Annotated in this window: 19 protein-coding genes; 9 read left to right on the plus strand and 10 right to left on the minus strand. The window is 70.0% G+C overall.

The window, feature by feature from the left end; translation table 11 throughout:
- Positions 1-17 precede the first annotated feature (17 nt).
- Positions 18-1,040: an amino acid ABC transporter substrate-binding protein gene (locus tag D3P35_RS11795; RefSeq protein ID WP_118134934.1), complete on the minus strand. Its 1,023-nt coding sequence runs from the start codon at positions 1,038-1,040 to the stop codon at positions 18-20.
- Positions 1,037-1,750 carry a GntR family transcriptional regulator gene (locus D3P35_RS11800; protein ID WP_118134935.1) on the minus strand — a complete coding sequence of 238 codons (714 nt, stop codon included), beginning with the start codon at positions 1,748-1,750 and terminating at the stop codon, positions 1,037-1,039. The genes D3P35_RS11795 and D3P35_RS11800 overlap by 4 nt, the downstream gene beginning before the upstream one ends.
- 331 nt (positions 1,751-2,081) lie before the next feature.
- Between D3P35_RS11800 and D3P35_RS11805 the strand changes: the two genes are divergently transcribed.
- The 4 genes from D3P35_RS11805 to D3P35_RS11820 are packed head-to-tail and all read left to right on the plus strand — an operon-like array spanning position 2,082 to position 5,617.
- Positions 2,082-3,530 carry an arylsulfotransferase family protein gene (locus D3P35_RS11805; RefSeq protein WP_118134936.1) on the plus strand — a complete coding sequence of 483 codons (1,449 nt, stop codon included), beginning with the start codon at positions 2,082-2,084 and terminating at the stop codon, positions 3,528-3,530.
- A complete protein-coding gene (locus D3P35_RS11810; RefSeq protein ID WP_118134937.1) occupies positions 3,530-3,784 on the plus strand; it encodes a hypothetical protein in 255 nt (84 codons plus the stop codon). The genes D3P35_RS11805 and D3P35_RS11810 overlap by 1 nt, the downstream gene beginning before the upstream one ends.
- Before the next feature lie 10 nt (positions 3,785-3,794).
- Entirely contained in the window at positions 3,795-4,514 is a 720-nt protein-coding gene (locus D3P35_RS11815) for a hypothetical protein (RefSeq protein ID WP_118134938.1), read from the plus strand.
- Entirely contained in the window at positions 4,511-5,617 is a 1,107-nt protein-coding gene (locus tag D3P35_RS11820; RefSeq protein WP_198670591.1) for a sulfotransferase, read from the plus strand. Before D3P35_RS11815 ends, D3P35_RS11820 begins: the two co-directional genes overlap by 4 nt.
- 299 nt (positions 5,618-5,916) lie before the next feature.
- Here D3P35_RS11820 and D3P35_RS11825 read toward each other — a convergent pair whose 3' ends face one another.
- Complete coding sequence (locus D3P35_RS11825) at positions 5,917-6,816, minus strand: LysR family transcriptional regulator (RefSeq protein WP_118134939.1); 900 nt, start codon at positions 6,814-6,816, stop codon at positions 5,917-5,919.
- 114 nt (positions 6,817-6,930) lie between these two features.
- Here D3P35_RS11825 and D3P35_RS11830 point away from each other — a divergent pair, with 114 nt between their 5' ends.
- Positions 6,931-7,860: a ring-cleaving dioxygenase gene (locus D3P35_RS11830; protein WP_118134940.1), complete on the plus strand. Its 930-nt coding sequence runs from the start codon at positions 6,931-6,933 to the stop codon at positions 7,858-7,860.
- Positions 7,861-7,919: 59 nt separating this feature from the next.
- Entirely contained in the window at positions 7,920-8,576 is a 657-nt protein-coding gene (locus tag D3P35_RS11835; protein WP_118134941.1) for an alpha/beta hydrolase, read from the plus strand.
- Here the strand turns inward: D3P35_RS11835 and D3P35_RS11840 are convergent.
- A complete protein-coding gene (locus D3P35_RS11840) occupies positions 8,543-9,706 on the minus strand; it encodes an acetyl-CoA acetyltransferase (RefSeq protein WP_118134942.1) in 1,164 nt (387 codons plus the stop codon). The two genes, D3P35_RS11835 and D3P35_RS11840, sit on opposite strands and share 34 nt — an antisense overlap.
- 111 nt (positions 9,707-9,817) lie before the next feature.
- Positions 9,818-12,118, minus strand: coding sequence for a bifunctional diguanylate cyclase/phosphodiesterase (locus D3P35_RS11845; RefSeq protein WP_118134943.1), 2,301 nt, complete (start codon positions 12,116-12,118; stop codon positions 9,818-9,820).
- A gap of 351 nt (positions 12,119-12,469) precedes the next feature.
- On the opposite strand from D3P35_RS11845, the gene D3P35_RS11850 reads away from it, so the two are divergent.
- Complete coding sequence (locus D3P35_RS11850; RefSeq protein WP_118134944.1) at positions 12,470-13,042, plus strand: hydrolase; 573 nt, start codon at positions 12,470-12,472, stop codon at positions 13,040-13,042.
- 5 nt (positions 13,043-13,047) lie between these two features.
- Positions 13,048-14,154, plus strand: coding sequence for an AbrB family transcriptional regulator (locus D3P35_RS11855; RefSeq protein WP_118134945.1), 1,107 nt, complete (start codon positions 13,048-13,050; stop codon positions 14,152-14,154).
- Positions 14,155-14,277: 123 nt separating this feature from the next.
- Here D3P35_RS11855 and D3P35_RS11860 read toward each other — a convergent pair whose 3' ends face one another.
- The 5 genes from D3P35_RS11860 to D3P35_RS11880 form a co-directional block, all read right to left on the minus strand.
- Positions 14,278-15,549, minus strand: a complete 1,272-nt coding sequence (locus D3P35_RS11860) for a TRAP transporter large permease (protein ID WP_118134946.1) — start codon at positions 15,547-15,549, stop codon at positions 14,278-14,280.
- Positions 15,546-16,019 carry a TRAP transporter small permease gene (locus D3P35_RS11865; protein WP_118134947.1) on the minus strand — a complete coding sequence of 158 codons (474 nt, stop codon included), beginning with the start codon at positions 16,017-16,019 and terminating at the stop codon, positions 15,546-15,548. The genes D3P35_RS11860 and D3P35_RS11865 overlap by 4 nt, the downstream gene beginning before the upstream one ends.
- 72 nt (positions 16,020-16,091) lie before the next feature.
- On the minus strand, positions 16,092-17,066 hold the full coding sequence (locus D3P35_RS11870; RefSeq protein WP_118134948.1) for a C4-dicarboxylate TRAP transporter substrate-binding protein: 975 nt from the start codon (positions 17,064-17,066) through the stop codon (positions 16,092-16,094).
- A 202-nt stretch (positions 17,067-17,268) separates the two neighbouring features.
- Positions 17,269-17,973 (minus strand): FadR/GntR family transcriptional regulator, encoded by a 705-nt coding sequence (locus D3P35_RS11875; protein WP_118134949.1) that lies wholly within the window; start codon positions 17,971-17,973, stop codon positions 17,269-17,271.
- Positions 17,974-18,110: 137 nt separating this feature from the next.
- Complete coding sequence (locus tag D3P35_RS11880) at positions 18,111-19,031, minus strand: GntR family transcriptional regulator (RefSeq protein ID WP_118134950.1); 921 nt, start codon at positions 19,029-19,031, stop codon at positions 18,111-18,113.
- A 163-nt stretch (positions 19,032-19,194) separates the two neighbouring features.
- Here D3P35_RS11880 and D3P35_RS11885 point away from each other — a divergent pair, with 163 nt between their 5' ends.
- Positions 19,195-20,190, plus strand: a complete 996-nt coding sequence (locus D3P35_RS11885) for a zinc-binding alcohol dehydrogenase family protein (RefSeq protein WP_370031140.1) — start codon at positions 19,195-19,197, stop codon at positions 20,188-20,190.
- Positions 20,191-20,216: the final 26 nt, after the last annotated feature.

Raw genomic sequence — 20,216 nt, forward strand, 5'->3', positions numbered from 1 at the left:
CTCCGCCGCGAGGATGTTCAGAGCGGCGGCGAGTAGATCAGGCCGCCCTCGGTGTAGAGGGCGTTGATGCCGCGCGGCAGCTTGAGGGGCGAGCCCATGCCCACGTTGCGCTCGAACACCTCGGAGTAGTTCCCCACCGCCTTGATGACGTTGTAGGCCCAGTCCTTGTCGAGGCCGAGGCCCTCGCCGCCGGCATCGTCGACGCCCAGCAGGCGGCGCACGGCGGGGTCGTCGGAGGTCTCGCGCATCTCGTCGACATTGGCGGCGGTGACACCGCTCTCCTCGGCCTGGAACAGGGTGTAGATCGTCCACTGCACGATGTCGCGCCACTGGGCGTCGTCCTGGCGCACCACCGGGCCCATCGGGTCCTTGCCGAAGAGCTCGGGCAGGATCACGTAGTCATCCGGGTTCGGCGCCACCGCGGCGCGGGTGGAGGAGAGGCCGGAGGAGGACTGCACCGCCACGTCGCAGCGCCCGCCGAAGAAGGCGGTGTTGATCTCCTTCTGGTCCTCGATCACCACGAGGCTCAGCGAGATGTCGTATTTCTTCTGGATGTCGGCCACCACGCGCTCGGAGGTGGAGCCGGGGCGCACGCAGACGCTGGCGCCGTCGAGCTCGGCCACCGAGGTCACGCCGAGCTCCTTGGCCACCATCAGCCCCTGGCCGTCGTAGAAGGTGGGGGAGATGAAATCGAGCCCGAGGTCGGTGTCGCGCGCGCGGGTCCAGGTGGTGTTGGCGGCGGTGAGGTCCACCTCGCCGGTCTGCAGCGCGGTGAGGCGGGTCTGGTTGTTGGTCTTGAGGAACTGCGCCTTCGAGGGGTCGCCGAACACGGCCGCGGCCACGGCGCGGCAGGTGTCGATGTCGATGCCGTGCCAGGCGCCATGGCTGTCGACCGAGGAAAAGCCCGGGCGGCTGCCGTTCACGGCGCATTTCACCACGCCGTTCTGGCGCACGGTGTCGAGGGTTCCGGCGGAGGCGGCAGAGCCGAGCGCGGCGGCGGCGCCGAGGCCGGCGCAGAGAAGGGCGGCAAGCGTGTTCACTGGGTTTTCTCCATTCCACTGTTGGACGAGGTGTCGGTGCCCTTTGCGGGTTTCCGGCCGACTCCGGTTTCGAGCTTCAGGCGCAGCTCCAGGCCGCGCGCGAGGTGGTCGACCATGCGGGCCCGGGCGGCGACGGGATCGCGCGCCTCGACGGCCTCGAGGATGGCGATGTGTTCGGCGAGGGTTTCCTGCGCGATCTCCTGGGCGAAGTAGCGCGGCAGGTGGAAGGCCAGCCGGAAGCGCATGCGGAACAGCCGCACCGCCTCGCTGAGCGGCACCGAGCCGGAGGCCTCCATCAGCAGGTTGTGGAACTCGGTGCCCGCGTCGTCGATCTCGGCGGCGGTGAAGGCGGAGGCGTCGCGCGCCATGATGCGCATGCGCGTGCCGCAGGCCGCAAGCGCCCCGGTGGTCGGGCGCCCGGCGGCAAGCTCGGCCGCCAGCCCCTCCAGCGCCTCGCGCACGCGGTAGACCTCGGCGAGATCCTCCGGCGAGACCGAGCGCACAAAGGTGCCGCGGGCGGGCCGCACCTCGACCACCCCCTCCTGCTCGAGCTGGCGCAGGGCCTCGCGCACCGGCATGCGCCCCATGTCGAGGGCCTGCGCGAGCTTGCGCTCGGACAGCGGCGTGGCGGCATCGTAGGTGCCGCCGAAGATCAGGGCGACGATGCGGTTGTAGGCGCGGTCGCGCTCGAATTCGAAACTTGCTGACATGCCGGGATACTGGACGACCGGTATACCAGTTGCAAGTGCGAAAGCGCGCTGCACTGCACTCCCGACGGGGCGGCGATGAGCGGATTCACGCCTATGCCGGCCCGGCGCCGCCGAGGGCTTCGGCGGAAACTTACCTATTCGGAAGTAATGTATTCAGTCATGACGTTTTTTCGCGCTCTCGTTACTTGAACCCGTTTTCCCCGGCTCTAAGACTCCAGAAATCAGCCTCGGAAAGGCTTTGAATTCACTATGAGCTCCGGCGCCTTCGCGTCTGGAAATACTTTTCTTTTGCCTCCGCGAGATCGGGGCGCCTGTCAGTCAAGGCCCGCAGATGACCATGAAAGCAGACAACAACAGCGACCTGCCTGCCGAAGAGAACAAGTCCCGCGGGGATACGTTCTTTGCCGCCGTTTCTCTCGTCGGTTGTGCGGTGATTCTGTTTCTTGCCGGTGCGGTGGTGACCATCGGCGGTTTCTTCCCCGGGCCGGAGATCCGCCGCGCCTATGACGGCGGGATGGCGCTCTACGAGAAGGCCACGATGACCCAGAACGTCCACACCTCGGACCTCTGGTTCCCCGAGCGCACCCCCGAAAAAGGCGTCACCATCCCCGCCACCGAGCGCTCGCAGGGCGGTGTCACGCTCTACACCACCGGCGACCAGCCCTCGGCCTATCTCGTCGACATGGACGGGCAGGTGCTGCACCAGTGGACCAAGCCCTTCAGCCAGGTCTGGTCGGCCGACTGGGGCGGCGTGGCCGAGCCGCAGCCCGACGAGTTCGTCTATTTCCGCCACGCGCATGTCTACCCCAACGGCGATCTCCTCGCGATCTACGAAGGCGTGGGCGACACGCCCTACGGCTATGGCCTCGTGAAGATCGACAAGGATTCCAACGTGATCTGGAGCTATCCGGGCCGGGCGCACCACCAGTTCTCCGTGGGGCCGGACGGCAATATCTACACCCTCACCCACGAGATCGTGGACGACGTGCTGCCGAGCTTCGAGCACCTGGAAAGCCCGCGGCTGGAGGATTTCCTCGTCGTGCTCTCGCCCGATGGCGAGGAGCTGAAGAAGATCCGCCTGCTGCCGGCGATGGCGGCCTCGAAGTTCCGCCACATCCTCTACGCCACCTCCGGCTTCGCGCTGGGTGACCCGCTGCACGCGAACGCGGTGAAATACATCACCGCCGAGCAGGCCGCGAACTTCCCCTGGGCCGAGGAGGGCGACCTGCTGTTCTCCTTCCGCGAGGCGAACGGTGTCGCGATCCTGAACCCCGAGACCGAGGAGGTGCACTGGGCCACCCGCGGCCCCTGGCTGGGCCAGCACGACGCCGACCTGCTCGACAACGGTCACCTGCTGCTGTTCGACAATTACGCCAACTACCAGGGCGAGGACGGCTCCTCCCGCGTGCTCGAAATCGACCCCGAGACCATGGGCATCGTCTGGCAGTACGCCGGCACGAAGGACCAGCCGCTGGAAAGCCGCATCCGTTCCGACCAGCAGCGCCTCGCCAATGGCAACACGATGATCACCGAGTCGAACGGCGGCCGCATCCTGGAGGTGACGCCCGAGGGCGAGATCGTCTGGGAGTTCATGAACCCCGTCCGCACCGAGTTCAACGGCCAGACCATCATCCCGATCGTGGCCTGGGCCGAGCGGCTCGACCCCACCACCCTCGACCCCTCCCTGCTGGTGCCCCCCAGCCGGCAGGCCTCCCTCGACCCCGCAGCGCTCACGCCTGCGTCCCTTCCCCTCGACGACACGACCAAGGAGACGAACTGATGAAGAAGACCGAAATCGCCATCTGCCTCATGGTTGCCGCCCTCACCGTTCCCGGAACCGCCATGGCCTACGTGGGCCCCGGCGCGGGGCTGAGCCTGCTCGGCGCACTCTGGGCGCTTGTCGCGGCCCTGGGCACCGCCCTCGTCTTCGTGGCCATCTGGCCGATCCGCAAGATGCTGCGCCGCCGCCGCGCGGGGCAGGCCCGGCCGGCCACCGCAACCGCTGCCTCGGCCCGCGCCGAACAGCGCGACTGAGGGCGGCGCCATGGGCCTGCTCGACATACCCGCCCCGCTGTTCAGCGCCGTCGACGGCTGGCTGGCCGGGTTCCTGCCGCCGCTGGTGCGGCTGGCGGTCTGGTCGGCGCTGATCGCCATCGTCTCGATGGAGCTCTACCGGCTGCTGTCGCCCCAGAAGCGCATCGCGGGGCTGAAGACGGCGCTGCAGGCCCAGCAGAAGCAGGTCTCGCAGTTCGACGGCGAGTTCGAGGAGGCCTGGCCGATGATCCGCCGCATGCTCGGCCTCGCGCTCCGGCGCGTGGCCATCGTGCTGCCGGCCACCATCATCGGCTCGCTGCCGGTGCTGATGCTCATCGTCTGGCTCGACGGCCGCTACGGCGGCGAATACCCCGAGCCGGGCCAGCCCGTGGCCGTGCAGGTCTCGAACGGCTACGACGGCCGCTGGGTGGACGAGGGCGCCGGCACGCCGCGCGCCGAGATCACCAACGAAACCGGCACGCCGGTGGCCGAGGTGCCGCTCGCCGCCCCGGTGCCGGTGATCCACAAGCGCGAATGGTGGAACACGCTGATCGGCAACCCGGCAGGCTACCTGCCCGACGACGCCCCGGTGGACCGCGTGGAAGTGGCCCTGCCGCGCCAGCAGCTCCTGCCCGTGGGGCCGGACTGGATGCGGGGCTGGGAAGTGTTCTTCTTCGCCGCCCTCACCCTGTTTGCCTTTTCCTTCAAATCCCTGAGGCGCATCGAATGACCATCGCCGGATCGGACATGAAAGTCGACTACTGGACCGACCTGCTCGGCGGCCTCGCCGAGCGCCACCCCGGCCTCTGCCGCCGCATCGCCGACCGCGAGACGCGGATGCTCGGCGAGCGGCTGGAGGAGGCGCGGGTGGACCGGCCGGTCTACATCGCCGGGATCGCGCGCTCGGGCAGCACCATCCTGCTCGAGCTGCTCGCCCGCCACCCCGACATCGCCACCCATCGCTACCGCGACTTCCCGCTGGTGATGACGCCCTGGTCGTGGAACTGGTTCATCGACCGGGCCGGCCGCCCCGACCAGGCCCCCTCCGAGCGCGCCCACCGCGACCGCATCACCGTGACCCCCGAGAGCCCGGAGGCCTTCGAGGAGGTGCTGTGGATGGCCTTCTTCGAGGGCGCGCACGACCCCAGCCAGAGCGCGGTGCTCACCCGCAACACCTCCAACGCCGCCTTCGAGCGCTTCTACGAGGAGCACATCCTCAAGCTGATGCTGCTGCGCGGCGGGCACCGCTACCTCGCCAAGGGCAACTACAACATCACCCGCCTCGCCTACCTGCGCCGTCTCTTCCCCGACGCGCGCTTCGTGGTGCCGGTGCGCGATCCGCTGTGGCACGTCGCCTCGCTGATGAAGCAGCACGCGCTGTTCAGCGGCCCGGGCGAAACCGACCCGCGGGTGCGCCGCCACCTGCGCCGCGCCGGGCATTTCGAGTTCGGCCCCGACCGGCAGACCATCAACACCGGAGACCCGGAGGTGGTGGCCGAGATCGAGGCGCTCTGGGCCGAGGGCCGCGAGGTGGAGGGCTGGGCTCTGCACTGGGCGAACGTCTACGGCCACGTGGCCGACACGCTGGCGCGCGACGCCGACCTCGCCTCCGCCACCCGCCTGGTGCGCTACGAGGAATTCTGCGCCGACCCGGCCGCCGAAATGGCCAGCCTGCTCGACCATTGCGGCCTCTCCCACGAGGACCTGCCCGAGCAGGCCGCCGCCCGGGTGAGCGCGCCCGACTATTACGAACCTGCCTTCAGCGACACAGAGCGTGCCGCGCTCGAGGCCCGCACCGCCCCTGTGCTGGCGCGGCTCGGCACCCTTCGCTGAAGACAGGGCCGGCGCGGCGTTCCCCTCCCGTCAGGCGCCGCGCCGGCCGAAATCCTGCCCCCGCGAGGGCGGCTGCCACCCGCTTCACGCGCAGCGAAAGACGGCGGCCGCACGGCTGGTGACGACATTCGTCCCCGGCACAATGCGCCGATCGCGTCGATTGACCGGTCGCAGGCCTGCTCTCACAAGCCGAATACCCGTCACTGCGTAGCGAAACACCAGCGCGTCGGCCTGCAGAACAGCCGGGGCATTCCAAGTTCATAACATAATCTTCCTTATAGGCCGCGTCCTTCCACACCTCAGCCCGCTCGCTCCGCCCCGCCTTCCAGCAGCGCCCGCTGGCCGGTGAGCGCTTCTGCCATGTGATCGAGAAAGGCGCGCACGCGCGGCGCGCGGCGCAGGTCGGGGTGGGTGAGCAGCCAGAGGTCGGCGGTGAAATCCGGGTCCGGCGCGGCGAGGCGGCGCAGGCCGGGGCGGGTGTCGGCGATGAAGCACGGCAGGTAGCCGATGCCGAGCCCCGCCTCCACCGCCTCCGCGAGGCCCAGCACGCTGTTCACCCGGTAGGCGAGGCGCTCGGCCGGCACCGTGGCCTCGACGTGCTTGACCACCTTCATTCGCCCGCCGGGGTCTGACAGGCTCACCCAGTCGCAGCCGGCGAGCCGGTCTGCCGGCAGCTCGGCGCCGGTGGCGGCGTAGAGCGTCCAGGCCAGCCGCGCCACCCGGCGGCCCACCAGCGTCTCGGGGGGCGTATCGGTGGCGCGGATCGCCACGTCGGCGTCGCGCCGCGACAGGTTCAGCGCCGCGTTCGCCAGCACCATGTCGAGCCGCACGCCCGGGCAGGCGGCGCGGAACCGCGCGAGATGCGGCGTGAGCAGGTGCAGCAGCAGCGTGTCGGAGGTGGTGACCCGGATCTCGCCGCTCACCGCGATCTCCTGCCCCGCGAGGCGCCGGGAAAAGCCCGCCACCCGCGCCTCCATCGCCTCCGCCACCGCCACCATCTCCTCGCCCGCCGGCGTGGGCACGTAGCCCGAGCGGTGGCGCTCGAACAGCGGCACGCCGAGCCGCTCCTCGATCTGGCCCAGCCGGCGGAACAGGGTGGAATGCGCGAGCCCCGCACGCTCCGCCGCCGCCGGCAGGCTGCCCGCCGCCGCGATCGCCCCCACCAGCCGGAAATCATCCCAGTCCGCGCCGTCGTTCATCCCCGCCTCGCAAATCCTTCATTGCAAACTTGCAATGCCTCCTGCCTCGCATCCGTAGTTATATTGCCCATATGAGAGCGACAGGGCAATCCCGCCCCGCGACGGAGAGAGACAATGCACATCAACGGCATTCATCACGTGACGGCCATCGCCGGCCCCGCGCGTCGGAACCTGGAGTTCTACTCCGGGGTGCTGGGACTGCGCCTGGTCAAGAAGACCGTGAACTTCGACGACCCCGGCACCTATCACTTCTATTACGGCGACGAGGCCGGCCAGCCCGGCACCATCCTCACCTTCTTCCCTTGGGAGCATGCGGCCCCCGGCCGGGGCGGGATCGGCGAGGCGCAGCAGACCGTGTTCCGCGTGCCGGCGGCCTCGATGGGCTTCTGGCTCCACCGCCTGCTGGAGAAGGGCGTCGCCCACGAGATGCCGGTGCAGCGCTTCGGCGAGAGCTTCCTCGCCTTCCGCGACCCCGACGGCCTGCGCCTCGCCTTTGCCGGCGTGCCCGGCATCGAGGCCGAACCCGGCTGGAGTGACGGCAGCGTGCCCGCCGAACACGCGATCCGCGGCTTCCACAGCGTGAACCTGCTGCTGGCCGACGCGGGTGCCACGGCCGAGGTGCTCACCGATGTCTTCGGCTTCGCCGAGATCGGGCAGGAAGGCAGCCTGCGCCGCTTCGCCGTGCCGGGCACCACCATCGGCGGCATCGTCGACCTGCATGCCGCGGGCGAGTTCCTCAAGGCCCGGCAGGGCGCGGGCTCGGTGCATCATGTCGCCTTCCGCGCCGACGAGGCCGGCCAGGCGGAGATGGTGGAGAAGCTCGCCCGCAACCACGGGCTGCGCACCACCGAGCAGAAGGACCGCAACTACTTCCGATCGGTCTACTTCCGCGAGCCCGGCGGCGTGCTGTTCGAGATCGCGACGGACGACCCCGGCTTTGCGGTCGACGAGCCCGCCGCCAGCCTCGGCACCGCGCTGAAGCTGCCGCCGCAATACGAGGCGCATCGCGAGATGATCGAGGCCACGCTGCCCGCGCTCGCCTGACACGCCGCGGCCCCCGGACCTCCCCGGGGGCTGCCCCTCATCCGCCCGGGAGACCCGCCATGACCACGACGACCGACATCCTCGCCCGCCCGCACCGTTTCGAACCGGCCACGGCCCCGGGCCGGCCGCCGCTCCTGCTGCTGCACGGCACCGGCGGCGACGAGACCGACCTGCTGCCGCTGGGCCGCACCCTCGCGCCCGAGGCGGCGCTGCTCTCGCCGCGCGGCAGCGTGCTGGAGAACGGCATGCCGCGCTTCTTCCGCCGCCTGCGCGAAGGCGTGTTCGACGAGGCCGACCTCGCCCGCCGCACCGACGAGCTGGCGGAATTCATCGCCGCGGCGCGGGCGGAATACGGGCTCGCCGCCCCGGTGGCGGTGGGCTTCTCCAACGGCGCGAACATCGCCGCGGCGCTGCTGCTGCGCCACCCCGGCGTGCTCGCAGGCGGGGTGCTGCTGCGCGCGATGCGGCCCTTCGCGGCGGCCCCTGCCCCGGCCCGCTCCGGCACGCCGGTGCTGCTGCTCTCGGGCGCGATGGACCCGATCGTGCCGGCGGCGAATTCCGAAGGGCTCGCCACCGATCTCGAGCGCGTCGGCGCCCGGGTCACCCGGCAGGTGCTGCCGGCCTCGCACGGGCTCACCCAGTCCGACCTGCGGATCACCGCCGAGTGGCTGGCGGCGGAGGCTCAGGCCTTCAGCGGCTCGAGCACCGAGACGTAGTTCGCCACGGCACCGCCGCCCATGTTGAAGCACAGGCCCAGGGCAGCGCCCGGGGACTGCATGCCGCCCGCCTCGCCGGTGAGCTGGCGGGCGGCGAGCACGTGCATCGACACGCCGGTCGCCCCCACCGGGTGGCCCTTGGCCTTCAGCCCGCCCGAGAGGTTGACAGGCAGCCGGCCGCCCGGCGCGGTCTGCCCCTCGATCACCACCTCGCGCCCGCTGCCGGCGGGGGCGAGGCCGAGCGCCTCGGTGGCGAGCAGCTCGGCGATGGTGAAGCAATCGTGCACCTCGGCGAAATCGAGGTCGTCCACCCCGATTCCGGCGGTCTCGTAGGCGCGGCGCACCGCCTCGCGCGGGCCCTCGAAGGCGGCGGGGTCCTTGGCGGAGATCGGCAGGTAGTCGTTCACCTGCACCGCGGCGCGGAAGCCCACGGCGCGGCGGAAATCCCCCAGCATGTCGGTGCGCGCCACCACCACGGCCGCGGCGCCGTCCGAGACCAGCGAACAGTCGGTCACCTTCAGCGGGGCCGCGATCATCGGGTTCTTCTCCGAGACATTCCGGCAGAAATCGAGCTCCAGCGGCCGGTGCATCTGCGCCAGCGGATTGTGCATCGCGTTGGCGTGGTTCTTCACAGCGATGCGGGCCATGGCCTCGGTCGGGTCGCCGTACCGCTCCGCGTAGGCGGAGGCGAAATCGGCGAAGATCTGCGGGAAGCTCTTGCCGGCCTCCTCCTTCTGGTAGCTCGCGCAGCCGAGGGCGGCGGTGACGGAGGCGGTGTCGAGATGGGTCATCTTCTCCGCCCCAACCACCAGGGCCACGCGGATGCGGCCCGCGCGCACCGCGTCGATGGCGGCGTAGAGCGCGGCCGAGCCGGAGGCGCAGGCGTTCTCGCAGCGCGTGGCCGGCTTGAAGCGCATGCCATCGTCCGCCCCGAGCACCATGGAGGCGGCGAAGCCGTCCTTCACCAGCCCGGCGTTGAAATGCCCCAGCCAGACCGCGTCCACGTCCGCCCCGGTGAGCCCGGCATCGCCGAGCGCCTCCGCCGCGGCCATGGTGATGAGCTCCTCGAGGCTCAGCGCGTCCATGCGCCCGAATTTCGTGTGTCCCCAGCCGACGATTGCCGCGTCCATGCCTTTCCTCCCGCACTGGCGGGCGCGCGGGGGGCGCGCGCCCTTTTTCCAAGAGCTAGCGCCCGGAGGGGGGGCGCGTCGAGCCCAATTGCGCGGCGCGGGCGCCGCCGATCAGCCCGGCCCGGCGAGATTGTCGGCCTCTCTGGCTGCCCTGCTGTCCGTCGCGCCGGGCTCGGGCCCCGCGCCGCGGGTTCCGGCGGCAACCAGCGCGTCCGCGTCCCGGTGCGAGAGCGCCTCGGAAAACAGGAAGCCCTGCAGGCTGTCGCAGCCGAGTGCGCGGATGCGGGCACGCTGCTCCTCGGTCTCGACCCCCTCGGCGGTGGTCTCGAGAATCGTGGCATGGGCGAGGTCGATGATCGCGCGCACGATCGCCTCGTCGCTCGAGGAGCGGCCGAGGGCGTGGATGAAGCTGCGGTCGATCTTGATGCGGTCCACCTCCAGGCTCTGCAACCGGCCGAGACAGGAGAAGCCGGTGCCGAAATCGTCGATCACCAGCCGCACGCCCATGCCGCGCAGGCTGCGCAGGTTCTGCATGTGGGCGCCAGGAGCCTCGATCATCGTGCTCTCGGTGAGCTCGAGCTCCAGCCGCTCCGGCGCCAGCCCGGTTTCGCGCAGCAGGTCGGCGAGGCGGCCGGCATAGTCCGGGTCGCGCAGTTCGATGGCCGAGACGTTCACCGAGATCACCAGATCCGGCCAGCCGCCCGCGGCGGTGCAGGCTTCGCGCATCACCCAGGCGCCGAGAGGCTCGATCAGCCCGGTTTCCTCGGCGATGGGGATGAAGACCTCGGGCGATATCGGGCCCAGTTCGGGGTGCTGCCAGCGCAGCAGCGCCTCGAAGCCGGTGAGCGCGCCGTTGCGCGCGGCATAGATCGGCTGGTAGCACACCTGCAGCTGCCCCCCCTCTCGCAGGGCGATGCGCAGGTCGGCCTCGGTGCGGCGGCGCTCCTGCAGCAGCGCGTCCATGTCCTTCTCGTAGACCACGTGGCGGCTGCGGCCGAGGGATTTGGCCCGGTAGAGCGCCACGTCGGCCCGGCGTACCAGCTCGTTGAGCCCCGGCCCGTCCGCCCCGGCCATGGCATAGCCGATGCTCATGCCCATGAAGATCTGGTTGCCCTCGATGTCGAAGGGGATGCGGGCGGAATCGCCGATACGGTCGCACAGCCGCTCGACATGGGCCTGCTCCGTGACGCCGGTCATCACGATGGCGAACTCGTCGCCCCCCACGCGGGCCACGGTGTCCGTGTCGCGGGTGAGGCCCTGCAGGCGGCGGCCGGCCTCCTGGATGAGCTGGTCCCCGGCCGGGTGGCCGAGGGTGTCGTTCACCTGCTTGAAGTGATCGAGGTCGATGTAGAGCAGCGCGGTGCCCCCGCGCCCCGCGGCGCTGCGGGTGAGCGCGCTCTCCACCCGCTCGACGAACATCGCCCGGTTGGGCAGGCCGGTGAGGGCGTCGTGCAGGGCCATGTAATGCATCCGGGCCTCCGTGGCGCCCAGGGCCACGGATCTCCGCCAGAGCAGCCACAGGAACAGGCCGAGCCCGGCGAAGGCGAGCATGCAGAGCACGGCGAGAGCCGGCAGGATGCGCCGGCTCACCCCCGCGCCCGGCAGCACCGGCCGCCAGGTGAAATACCCCAGCGTGGCATCGGAGCCATCGAACAGCGGGTAGAGCTGCAGCGCGCCCGGCGCGTTGGCGACATCGGCGTCGAACTGCAGGTCGTTGAACAGGTAGCGCTCCTGCACCTCGGCAAGGAAACTGCCGTCGAGGTAGCGCACCGCGACGTGCACGTACTGCTCCCCCGGGGTCTGGACGATGTCGCCCGTGTCGCTCACCACCGGCTTCGCGCTCACGATCGCGGGATGGCCACGCACCATCGCGAGGTCGGTGACCCCGGCGCTGTCCATCCTGTCGGGAACGTCCGCGGGATCGTCGCGGCGCAGCACGGCGCGCAGCCGGTCGACCCGCGGGAGCACGGCGGCCGCCACGCCGGCGAAGACTTCCGGTGTCAGCAGGCGGCCCTGCTCGGAGGCAAAGATCGCCCGGTCATCGGGGTCGAGCAGGTAGGAGGCGTCGATGCCGAAGTAGCTGTAGAGCCAGCTGCCCATGTTGGCGTCGAGCCACTCCTGGTCGCGCGGTTCCTCCTGCAGATGCAGCACCGAGTCGTCCCAGACCGTCACGCTCTCCTGCTGGTGGGCGATGTTCTCGGTCATATCCATGACCGCGAGGCTGAACAACCGCCTCTGCCGCTCGAGCGACAGGCGATCGGCCTCGCGCGCGCTCCACTCCAGCAGCAGGAAGGCCGCCCCGCTCACCGCGAGCGCGATGAGGATCGTCGGAAGGACCCTCCACAGCAGGAAGGCGCGCTTGTTGAACTCGCTGGGCCCGACGTTGCGGGTTGGCTGGCTACCGAACGACACTCCTGCTCCTTTCAGCGGGCGGCCGGGGGGAGGCCGCGGCGCCCGGCCACGTCTAGCACAAACCACGCACGAGAACCGTCATTGTGGCAATTTGGTGAATATATCCTGATCATCGGGGCAGAGTGTTGCAATTGCGGCATCAAGCAGCATCCGGCTTTCCTTGAGCAGTGCGGCGCCGGCGGCACCGCCTTCATGGGCTGCACGACCGTGCCCGACTTCGGGGCAGACATCCTCACCTTTTCCGGTTATGCGGGACCATTCTCGCACATCTGCCGGACAGCGCCCCGTCACCGTCGCGTGGCCTCGCCTCCTGCCCGCTCTCCCGCGCCGTTCCGCTTCAAGGTACCGTCCATGACCCGTCTGCTCCCCGCCGCCGCCGCCCTCGTGCTCATCGACCTGCAGGAGGGCATCCTGTCGATGCCGCTCGCGCCGCGGTCCGGCTCCGAGGTGCTGGCGGCGGCGCGGCCGGTGGCGGAGCGGTTCCGCGCCGCGGGAGCGCCGGTGGTTCTGGTGCGGGTGGGCTGGGCGGCGGATTTTGCCGACGCGCCGCCGCAGGCGGTCGACCAGCCGCTGCCCCGGCCGGAGGGCGGCCTGCCCGAGGGCTGGGGCCGTCTCGCCCCGGGGCTCGAGCGACCCGGCGACCTGGTGATCACCAAGCGCCACTGGGGCGCCTTCCACGGCACCGAGCTCGACCTGCAGCTCCGCCGCCGCGGGGTGCGCAGCATCGTCCTGGGCGGGATCGCGACGAATTTCGGTGTCGAGTCCACCGCCCGCGCCGCCTGGGAGCACGGCTACGATGTGGTGCTGGCGGAAGACCTGTGCACCAGCGTCTCGGCCGAACTGCACGAGATGAGCCTGCGCGCGGTGATGCCGCGCATCTCGCGGGTGCGCCTGTCGGGTGACATCCTGCTGGCGGCGGAGTGAGCACAATGGCCTGCAGCGACACGTCTCCCGCCCCGCAAGGCCGCCTCGCGCGCCAGCCGCTGCCGGCGCAGTTCCTGCTCCTCGTGCTGCTCTCGGTGGTGATGGTCGCGCTGCTGGAGCTGTTGCGACTGCCCGCGGCGCTGCTGCTCGGCCCGATGGTGGCCGCGATCATCCTCGCATCGGCGGAGGTGCGGGTGCGGGTGCCGCGCCTGCCCTTCCAGCTCGCCCAGGCGGTGATCGGCTGCATGATCGCCCGGGTGATCACCCCCGCCACGCTCGCGGAAGTGGCGGCGGACTGGCCGATCTTCCTCGCCGGCGTGCTCTCGGTGGTCGCGGCAAGCGCGTTGCTGGGCTGGTTGCTCGCCCGTGCCCAGGTGCTGCCGGGCACCACGGCGGTCTGGGGCTCGTCGCCCGGGGCGGCCGCGGCGATGGTGTTCATGGCCGAGGCGCATGGCGCCGACGTGCGCCTCGTCGCCTTCATGCAATACGTGCGCGTGGTGCTGGTGGCCGTCGCGGCCTCCGCGGTGGCGCGCATCTGGGTGGGGGCGGGCGGCGGCGCGCCGGCGCCGGTCTGGTTCCCCGAGACCGACTGGGCGGGCCTCGCGATGACGCTGGCGCTGGCCTGGGGCTGCGTGGGGCTCTCGATGGCGCTGCGCTTCCGCTCCGGGCCCTTCCTGCTGCCGCTGGTGCTCGGCGTGGCGCTGGAGGGGGCCGGGCTGATCCGCATCGAGCTGCCGCTGTGGCTGCTGGCGCTGAGCTACGCCATGGTGGGCTGGAGCATCGGGCTGCGCTTCACCCGGTCGATCCTGCGCCACGCGATGCGCGCCCTGCCCCGGCTCGTGGCCTCCATCCTGCTGCTGATGGCGATCTGCGGCGCCTTCGCGGCGGCACTGGTGGCCTTCGCGGGGGTGGACCCGCTCACCGCCTACCTGGCCACCAGCCCCGGCGGCGCGGATTCGGTGGCGATCATCGCCGCGTCGAGCGATGTCGACGTCTCCTTCGTGATGGCGATGCAGACATCCCGCTTCCTCGTGGTGCTGGTCACCGGCCCTGCCCTGGCCCGGCTGATCGCGAGGCTGGTACGCAGGCGCCTCGCCGGCGGCACGCCCTGAGGACCGGGAAAGCGGCCGGGGCTGGCGCCGCCCCGCCCCCGGGCGGGGCGAGGCCCGACGAACTCCCCTCCCGCCCCGGGAGGGGATGAGGAGGGCCTTCCCCGCGGGAAGGCCCGCGGCGGCTCACACGAAGGCGAGCGAGAGCGCCGGCACCAGCGTCACCAGCAGCAGCGCCAGGATCAGCGCCGCGAAGAACGGCCAGCCGCGCTTCACGAACTCCGGGATCGACACCTTCGTGAGGCTGCACACCAGCAGCATCACCGTGCCCACCGGCGGCGTGAGCGTGCCCACCGAGAGGTTGAGGATCATCACGATGCCGAAATGCACCGGGTCGATGCCGAGCTGCTTGACCACCGGCAGCAGCAGCGGCACCAGGATGATCATCAGCGCCGTGCCCTCGATGAACATGCCCAGCACCAGCAGCAGCACGTTCACGATGAGCAGGAACACCACCGGGTTGTCGGTGAGGCCGGTGACGAATTCCGCCATGCCGATGCCGGCGCGCTCCATGGAGAAGATCCAGGCGAGCGCCGAGCTGGTCATGATCACCAGCAGCACGGCGGAGGTCTGCCGCGCCGTCTCCGAGAGGGCGGAGCCCACGTCGGCGAGGTTCATGCGCCGGTAGAGGAAGAAGCCGATCAGCAGCGTCACCACCACGGCCACGGCGCCCGCCTCTGTCGGCGTGAACACAGAGAAGCGGATGCCGCCGATCACCACCACCACCAGGAACAGCGCCGGCCAGGCCAGCAGCAGGGTGCGGCCGGTCTCGGCCATGGTGGGGCGGGCGGTGCGGGTGGGCTTGTAGCCCTCGCGCTTCGCCACGAAATAGGTGGTGAACAGCAGCAGCGCCGCGCAGAGCAGCCCGGGCAGGATGCCGGCCACGAACATCGAGCCGATCGAGACATTGGCGATCAGCCCGTAGATGATCAGCGCGATGCCCGGCGGGATGATCGGGGTGATCAGCGAGGAGGCCGCAGTGAGCGCCGCCGCCACGCCACGGTTGTAGCCCTCCTTCTCCATCTCCGGCACGATCATCCGGCACATCATGCCGGCATCCGCCAGGTTGGAGGCCGAGAGCCCGCCCATCAGGGTGGAGAGCATCACGTTGGTCAGGCCGAGCCCGCCGGTGAAGCGCCCCACCAGCAGGTCCGCCACCTTCAGCAGCCGCTCGGCGATGCCGGTGGAGCCCAGCAGCGTGCCCAGCAGCACGAAGAAGGGAATGGCCAGCAGCGAGGCGTTCTGCGTCGGCGCGATGATGCGCTGCACGGCGATCTGCAGCGGCATGGAGGCGAAGAACAGGAAGTAGAGCAGGACCGCCGCGAACATCGCGAGGTAGAGCCGCATGTTCAGCGCGAACAGGCCGAACATGATCGGGATGATGATGAACCAGGTCATTCGGTGTCGTCCCCTCCGGCGACGATGCGGGCCTTGCGCACCAGCGAGGCGATCACGAAGAGCGCGATGCCGGCGGCGCCCACGGTGAGCGCGATGTCGAGCCAGAACCAGGAGATGCGCAGGATCTGCGTGGACTTGAACTGCGCGGTCTGCGCCAGCTCCCAGGACAGCCAGCCCATGGCGGCGAGCAGCCCCAGCGAGGCCAGCCCCACCACGATGCCGACCAGCGCCCCGGCCCGGCGTGGCAGCAGCGCCACGATGAAATCGATGGTGAGGTGCTGTTTCTCGCGCTCGCAGGCGATGGCGCCGATCATCACGATCCAGACCATCAGCAGGCCCGAGATCTCCTCGGTCCACTGCAGCGGCGCGCCGGCGATGTAGCGCATGCCCACCGAGGCGACCGTGATGCCCACCAGGACGACGAGCAGCAGCGAGGCGACGAGAACCGCCAGCTGTCCGATATACTTCATGGAATTATCCGATCGTTGAAGGAAAACGGGCAGGCCCGGAGGGGCCCGCCCGACGCGGTGTCACTGCGTGGCTCAGTCCTTGAGCTGGGCCTGGATTTCCTCGTAGAGGCCCTCGGACCACTCGGGGAATTCCTTGTAGACGGCCATGGCCTTCTCGCGGAACGGCGCGATGTCGGGGGTGACGACGGTCACGCCCTGGGCCTTCATGTCCGCGATGATCTCCTCGTCCTGCGAGGCGGCGAGCTCCTGGCTGTAGAGGCCGGCCTGGTAGCCGGTGTCATGCAGCATCTGCACCACTTCGGGGTCGAGGGTGGAGAAGAAGGCCTCGCCACCCAGCCAGAGCGAGGTGTTGTTGAGGTAGGAGATCATCGAGAGGTACTTCGCCTGCTCGTGCAGCTTCTGGCCGTAGAGCACCGGCAGCGGGTTTTCCACGCCGTCGATCACGCCCTGGGTGAGGGCGGGGTAGACATCGCCCAGCGGCATCGGGGTGGGCGTGCCGCCCATCGCCTCGATGGCGCGGATCTGCATGATGTTGTTGGGGGTGCGGATCTTCATCCCCTCCAGGTCGGCCGGGGTCTCGACCGGCTTGTTCGCCAGCAGCTGGCGCGTGCCGTAGAGGTAGTTGTTGATGACGATGTGCACGCCCTTCTCACGCAGCTCCTCGTCCTTCTGCTTGAACCAGTCGCTCTCGTAGATCTTGAAGAGCTGCTGGGGGTTGTCGGTCAGGTAGGGGCCGAAGAGGATGCCGAGATCGGGGTCGTAATCGGTGAGGAAACCCACGTCGGCGAGGGTGATCACGTTCACGCCGAGCAGGCCCTGCTCGATCACGTCCTGCTTGGCGCCGAGCTGCGAGGACGGGTAGAGCTCGAGCTCCACGTCGCCGCCGGAGGCCTCGTGCACGAGGTCCTTCCAGCGGTTCATCACCATGTCGACCGGCTCGCCGGGGTTGTTCTCATAGGCGACCTTGACCGTGACGCTCTGCGCGAAGGCCGGGGCGGCAAGCACGGCAAGCGCCGCGGTGGCGAGGCCGAAAGCAAAAGACTTCATCAGTTTCCTCCCGAAAGGATCGTCGTGCGATGGCTCGGGGCCGGAGCGTTTCTCCGGCCGGCCGCCGGGGCGCCTGCACGCGGGCCCTCCCGGCGGATCTGTGGCGCGCGGGCGGCGGGCCCGGTCGCGGTGGCGGGCCGACAGGCCCCGGCGCGGAGGCCGGGGCGCCGGAGCGCAGGGTGGCAGGGGGCGGGCGACAGGCTCATGCGCGCCCTGCCCCGCCGGTGCTGTCGGCGACGGGTTCCTGTGTCGCCAGCACCGCGCCGGAATGGCTGAAATGGCTGTGCAGCGCCTCGGTGAGCGCCGCGGCGTCGCGCGCCCGGGCGGCAGCGATGATGCGGGCATGCTGCTCATGCGCGCGCTCGGTGTCCGGCCTCCGGGTCTTGCCCACTTCGAGGTAGAATTTCAGCGGCATGGACATCACCTGGTACATGCGCTGCACCACGGCGTTGCGCGCGCCCAGCACCAGGCCGAGGTGGAAGGCGTAATCGGCCTCCGCCGCGTCATGGGCGGTGAGGGCCGAGGCCATGCGGTCGTTGTGCGCCTCGAGCGCCGCGAGCTCGGCATCGGTGATGCCGGCGGCCACGGCCGGCGCCGCCCCGGTCTCGACGATGCGGCGGAACTCCAGAACCTCGCGGTAGGCGGAGAGCGAGCGGTCGAAATGCTGGGTGAAGGCCTCGAACATCGGCTCGAACCCCGGGGTGCGCACGCGCGCGCCGCGCTGGGTCTTCTCGATCAGGCTGTAGGCTTCGAGGTAGATCATCGTCTCGCGCATCGTGTTGCGCGCCACGCCGTAGCGTTCGGCGAGCTCGCGCTCGGTGGGGAGCATGTCGCCCGGGGCGTAATGCTCGGCGATGTCGCGCCTGAGCAGCTCCAGAACATGGCCCACGGCCGTTTTTCGACTCATGTCTGAGGTTCCTCCCGCAGCGTTCGAGGGCACTTTGCGTGCCTCTGGTCCTATTGTTGGACCAGTGACTAGCCGCGATTCGACCTATCGTCAAGTTTCAGCGGCGCGGTGCGGGGGGACAGAATCTTGCTAAATGGTTAACAGGCCGCGGCCGCGGGCGAATCCTCCTCGCCCCATTTCACCGAGGCGAGCAGGGTCTGCCGCGCGGTGCGCAGATGCGCCCCGAGGGTCTGGGCCACGGCCCCGGCATCGCGGGCCTCCAGCGCGGCGATCACCGCCATGTGCTCGCGCGCGGCCGTGTGGTTGCGCTCGGCCTCGTCGCGCTTGTTCCAGCGGTAGTGGTAATGCACCACCACCGAGATCATCCGGTTGAAATCGTCGATGAAACGGTTGCCGGCGGCGGTGCAGACCAGACGGTGGAAGCGCTCGTCGAGCCGGGGGAAATCGAGCACGTCGCTGCGCCCGGCGATCAGCCGCTCATGGTCCTCGGCGATGCGCGCCAGCCGGTCCCAGTGGGCATGGCCGGGCGGCAGGGCGAGGAAGGCGGCGGCGGCCCGGGTTTCGTACATCTCGCGGATGTCGAACATCTCCTGGGCGAAATCCAGCGTGAACCCCTCCAGCACCCAGTGCCGGTTCGGCCGCTTCGAGATCAGCCCGAAGCGCGCGAAGCGGATGAGGAACTCCCGGAGCGCCGCGGCGGACACGGAGAATCGCCGCGCGAGATCGGCCTCGTTGAGCGTGGTGCCGGGCGCGAGATCGCCCTTCAGGATCCACTCCATGAAGGCGGCCTCGATGCGGCCTGCCACCGATTCCGTCTCCTCCGTGCCGAAGCGGTCGGCGCGGGAGGGGCGGCGCAGCAGGGTCTTGCGGCGGCCGTCCCAGGCGAGGATCCCGCGCTCGGAGAGCCGTGCGAGCACCGCGCGCACCGTGGTGCGGCTCACGCCCAGCATGGCGGCGATCTGGGTCTCCGAGCCCAGCGGCGTGCCGGGGCTCATGCGGTCGAGATCTTCGAGGCAACGGTTGAAGACGTCCTTGAAGACCTTGTTGTGTCTGGCCATGGGCCACGGCTCCGGCAGGCTCGGGGGAAGGGTTCGTTGACAGGTTCGGGCCCGCGCTTCCTCTCATAAAAAACAATTGACGGAAAGGGTTTTTAATAAATAAAAGACCGAAATCGCGGCGCGCCCCGCGTCCCTGCCACACGAAGGAAGATCCGACATGTCGATGAAAGCGCTCCTGTGCGAGCAGCCTGGCACGCTCACCCTCACCGAACGCCCCCGCCCCGAGGCGGCGCCCGGCAAGGTGCGGGTGAAGATCGAGTACATCGGCATCTGCGGCACCGACTACCACATCTACGGCGGCCAGCAGCCCTTCCTGCAGTACCCGCGCGTGATGGGCCACGAGCTGTCCGGCCGCGCGCTGGAGGCCTCGGCCGACGGGCGCATCAGGGAAGGTGACCTCGTGGTGGTGAACCCCTACCTCGTCTGCGGCACCTGCCATGCCTGCGAGATCGGCAAGCCCAACTGCTGCCAGAACATCGCCGTGCTCGGCGTGCACACCGACGGCGGCATGTGCGAGGAGATCGTTGTGCCCGAGGGCAACCTCTACCCGGTCGAGGGCATGGAGGCGAAGGCGGCGGCGATGGTGGAATTCCTCGCCATCGGCGCGCATGGCGTGCGGCGCTCGAAGCTCGCGAAGGGCTCGAAGGCGCTGGTGGTGGGCGCGGGCCCGATCGGCATCGGCGCAGCGCTCTTCGCCGCCATCGACGGCGCCGAGATCACCCTGAAGGACACGTCCGAGGCGCGCCTCGCCCTCGCCGCGAAGGTGCTGCCCAACGCGAAGACCGAGCTCGCGAAGCCGGCCGACCAGTCCGACGACCTGCTGTCCTACGACACGGTGTTCGACGCCACCGGCAACATCCACGCGATGAACGCCGGGCTCAACTACCTCGCCCACGGCGGCTCCTACGTGCTGCTCTCGGTGGTCAAGGGCGACCTCTCCTTCGCCGATCCCGAGTTCCACAAGCGCGAGACCACGCTTATCGGCAGCCGCAACGCGCTGAAGGCGGATTTCGACCACGTGCTCGCCTGCATCCGCGACGGCCTGGTGCCGATCGACGCGCTCGCCACCCACGAGACCTCCTTCGAGGACGCGGTGACCAACCTGCCCGAGTGGGCGAACGACCGCGGCACGCTGATCAAGGCGCTGATCCGCGTCTGATCTCCCGCTCCTCCAGCGACACGAAG

Origin of the sequence: Oceanicella sp. SM1341 (genome assembly GCF_003448965.1) — a bacterium.
Lineage (GTDB): Bacteria > Pseudomonadota > Alphaproteobacteria > Rhodobacterales > Rhodobacteraceae > Paroceanicella.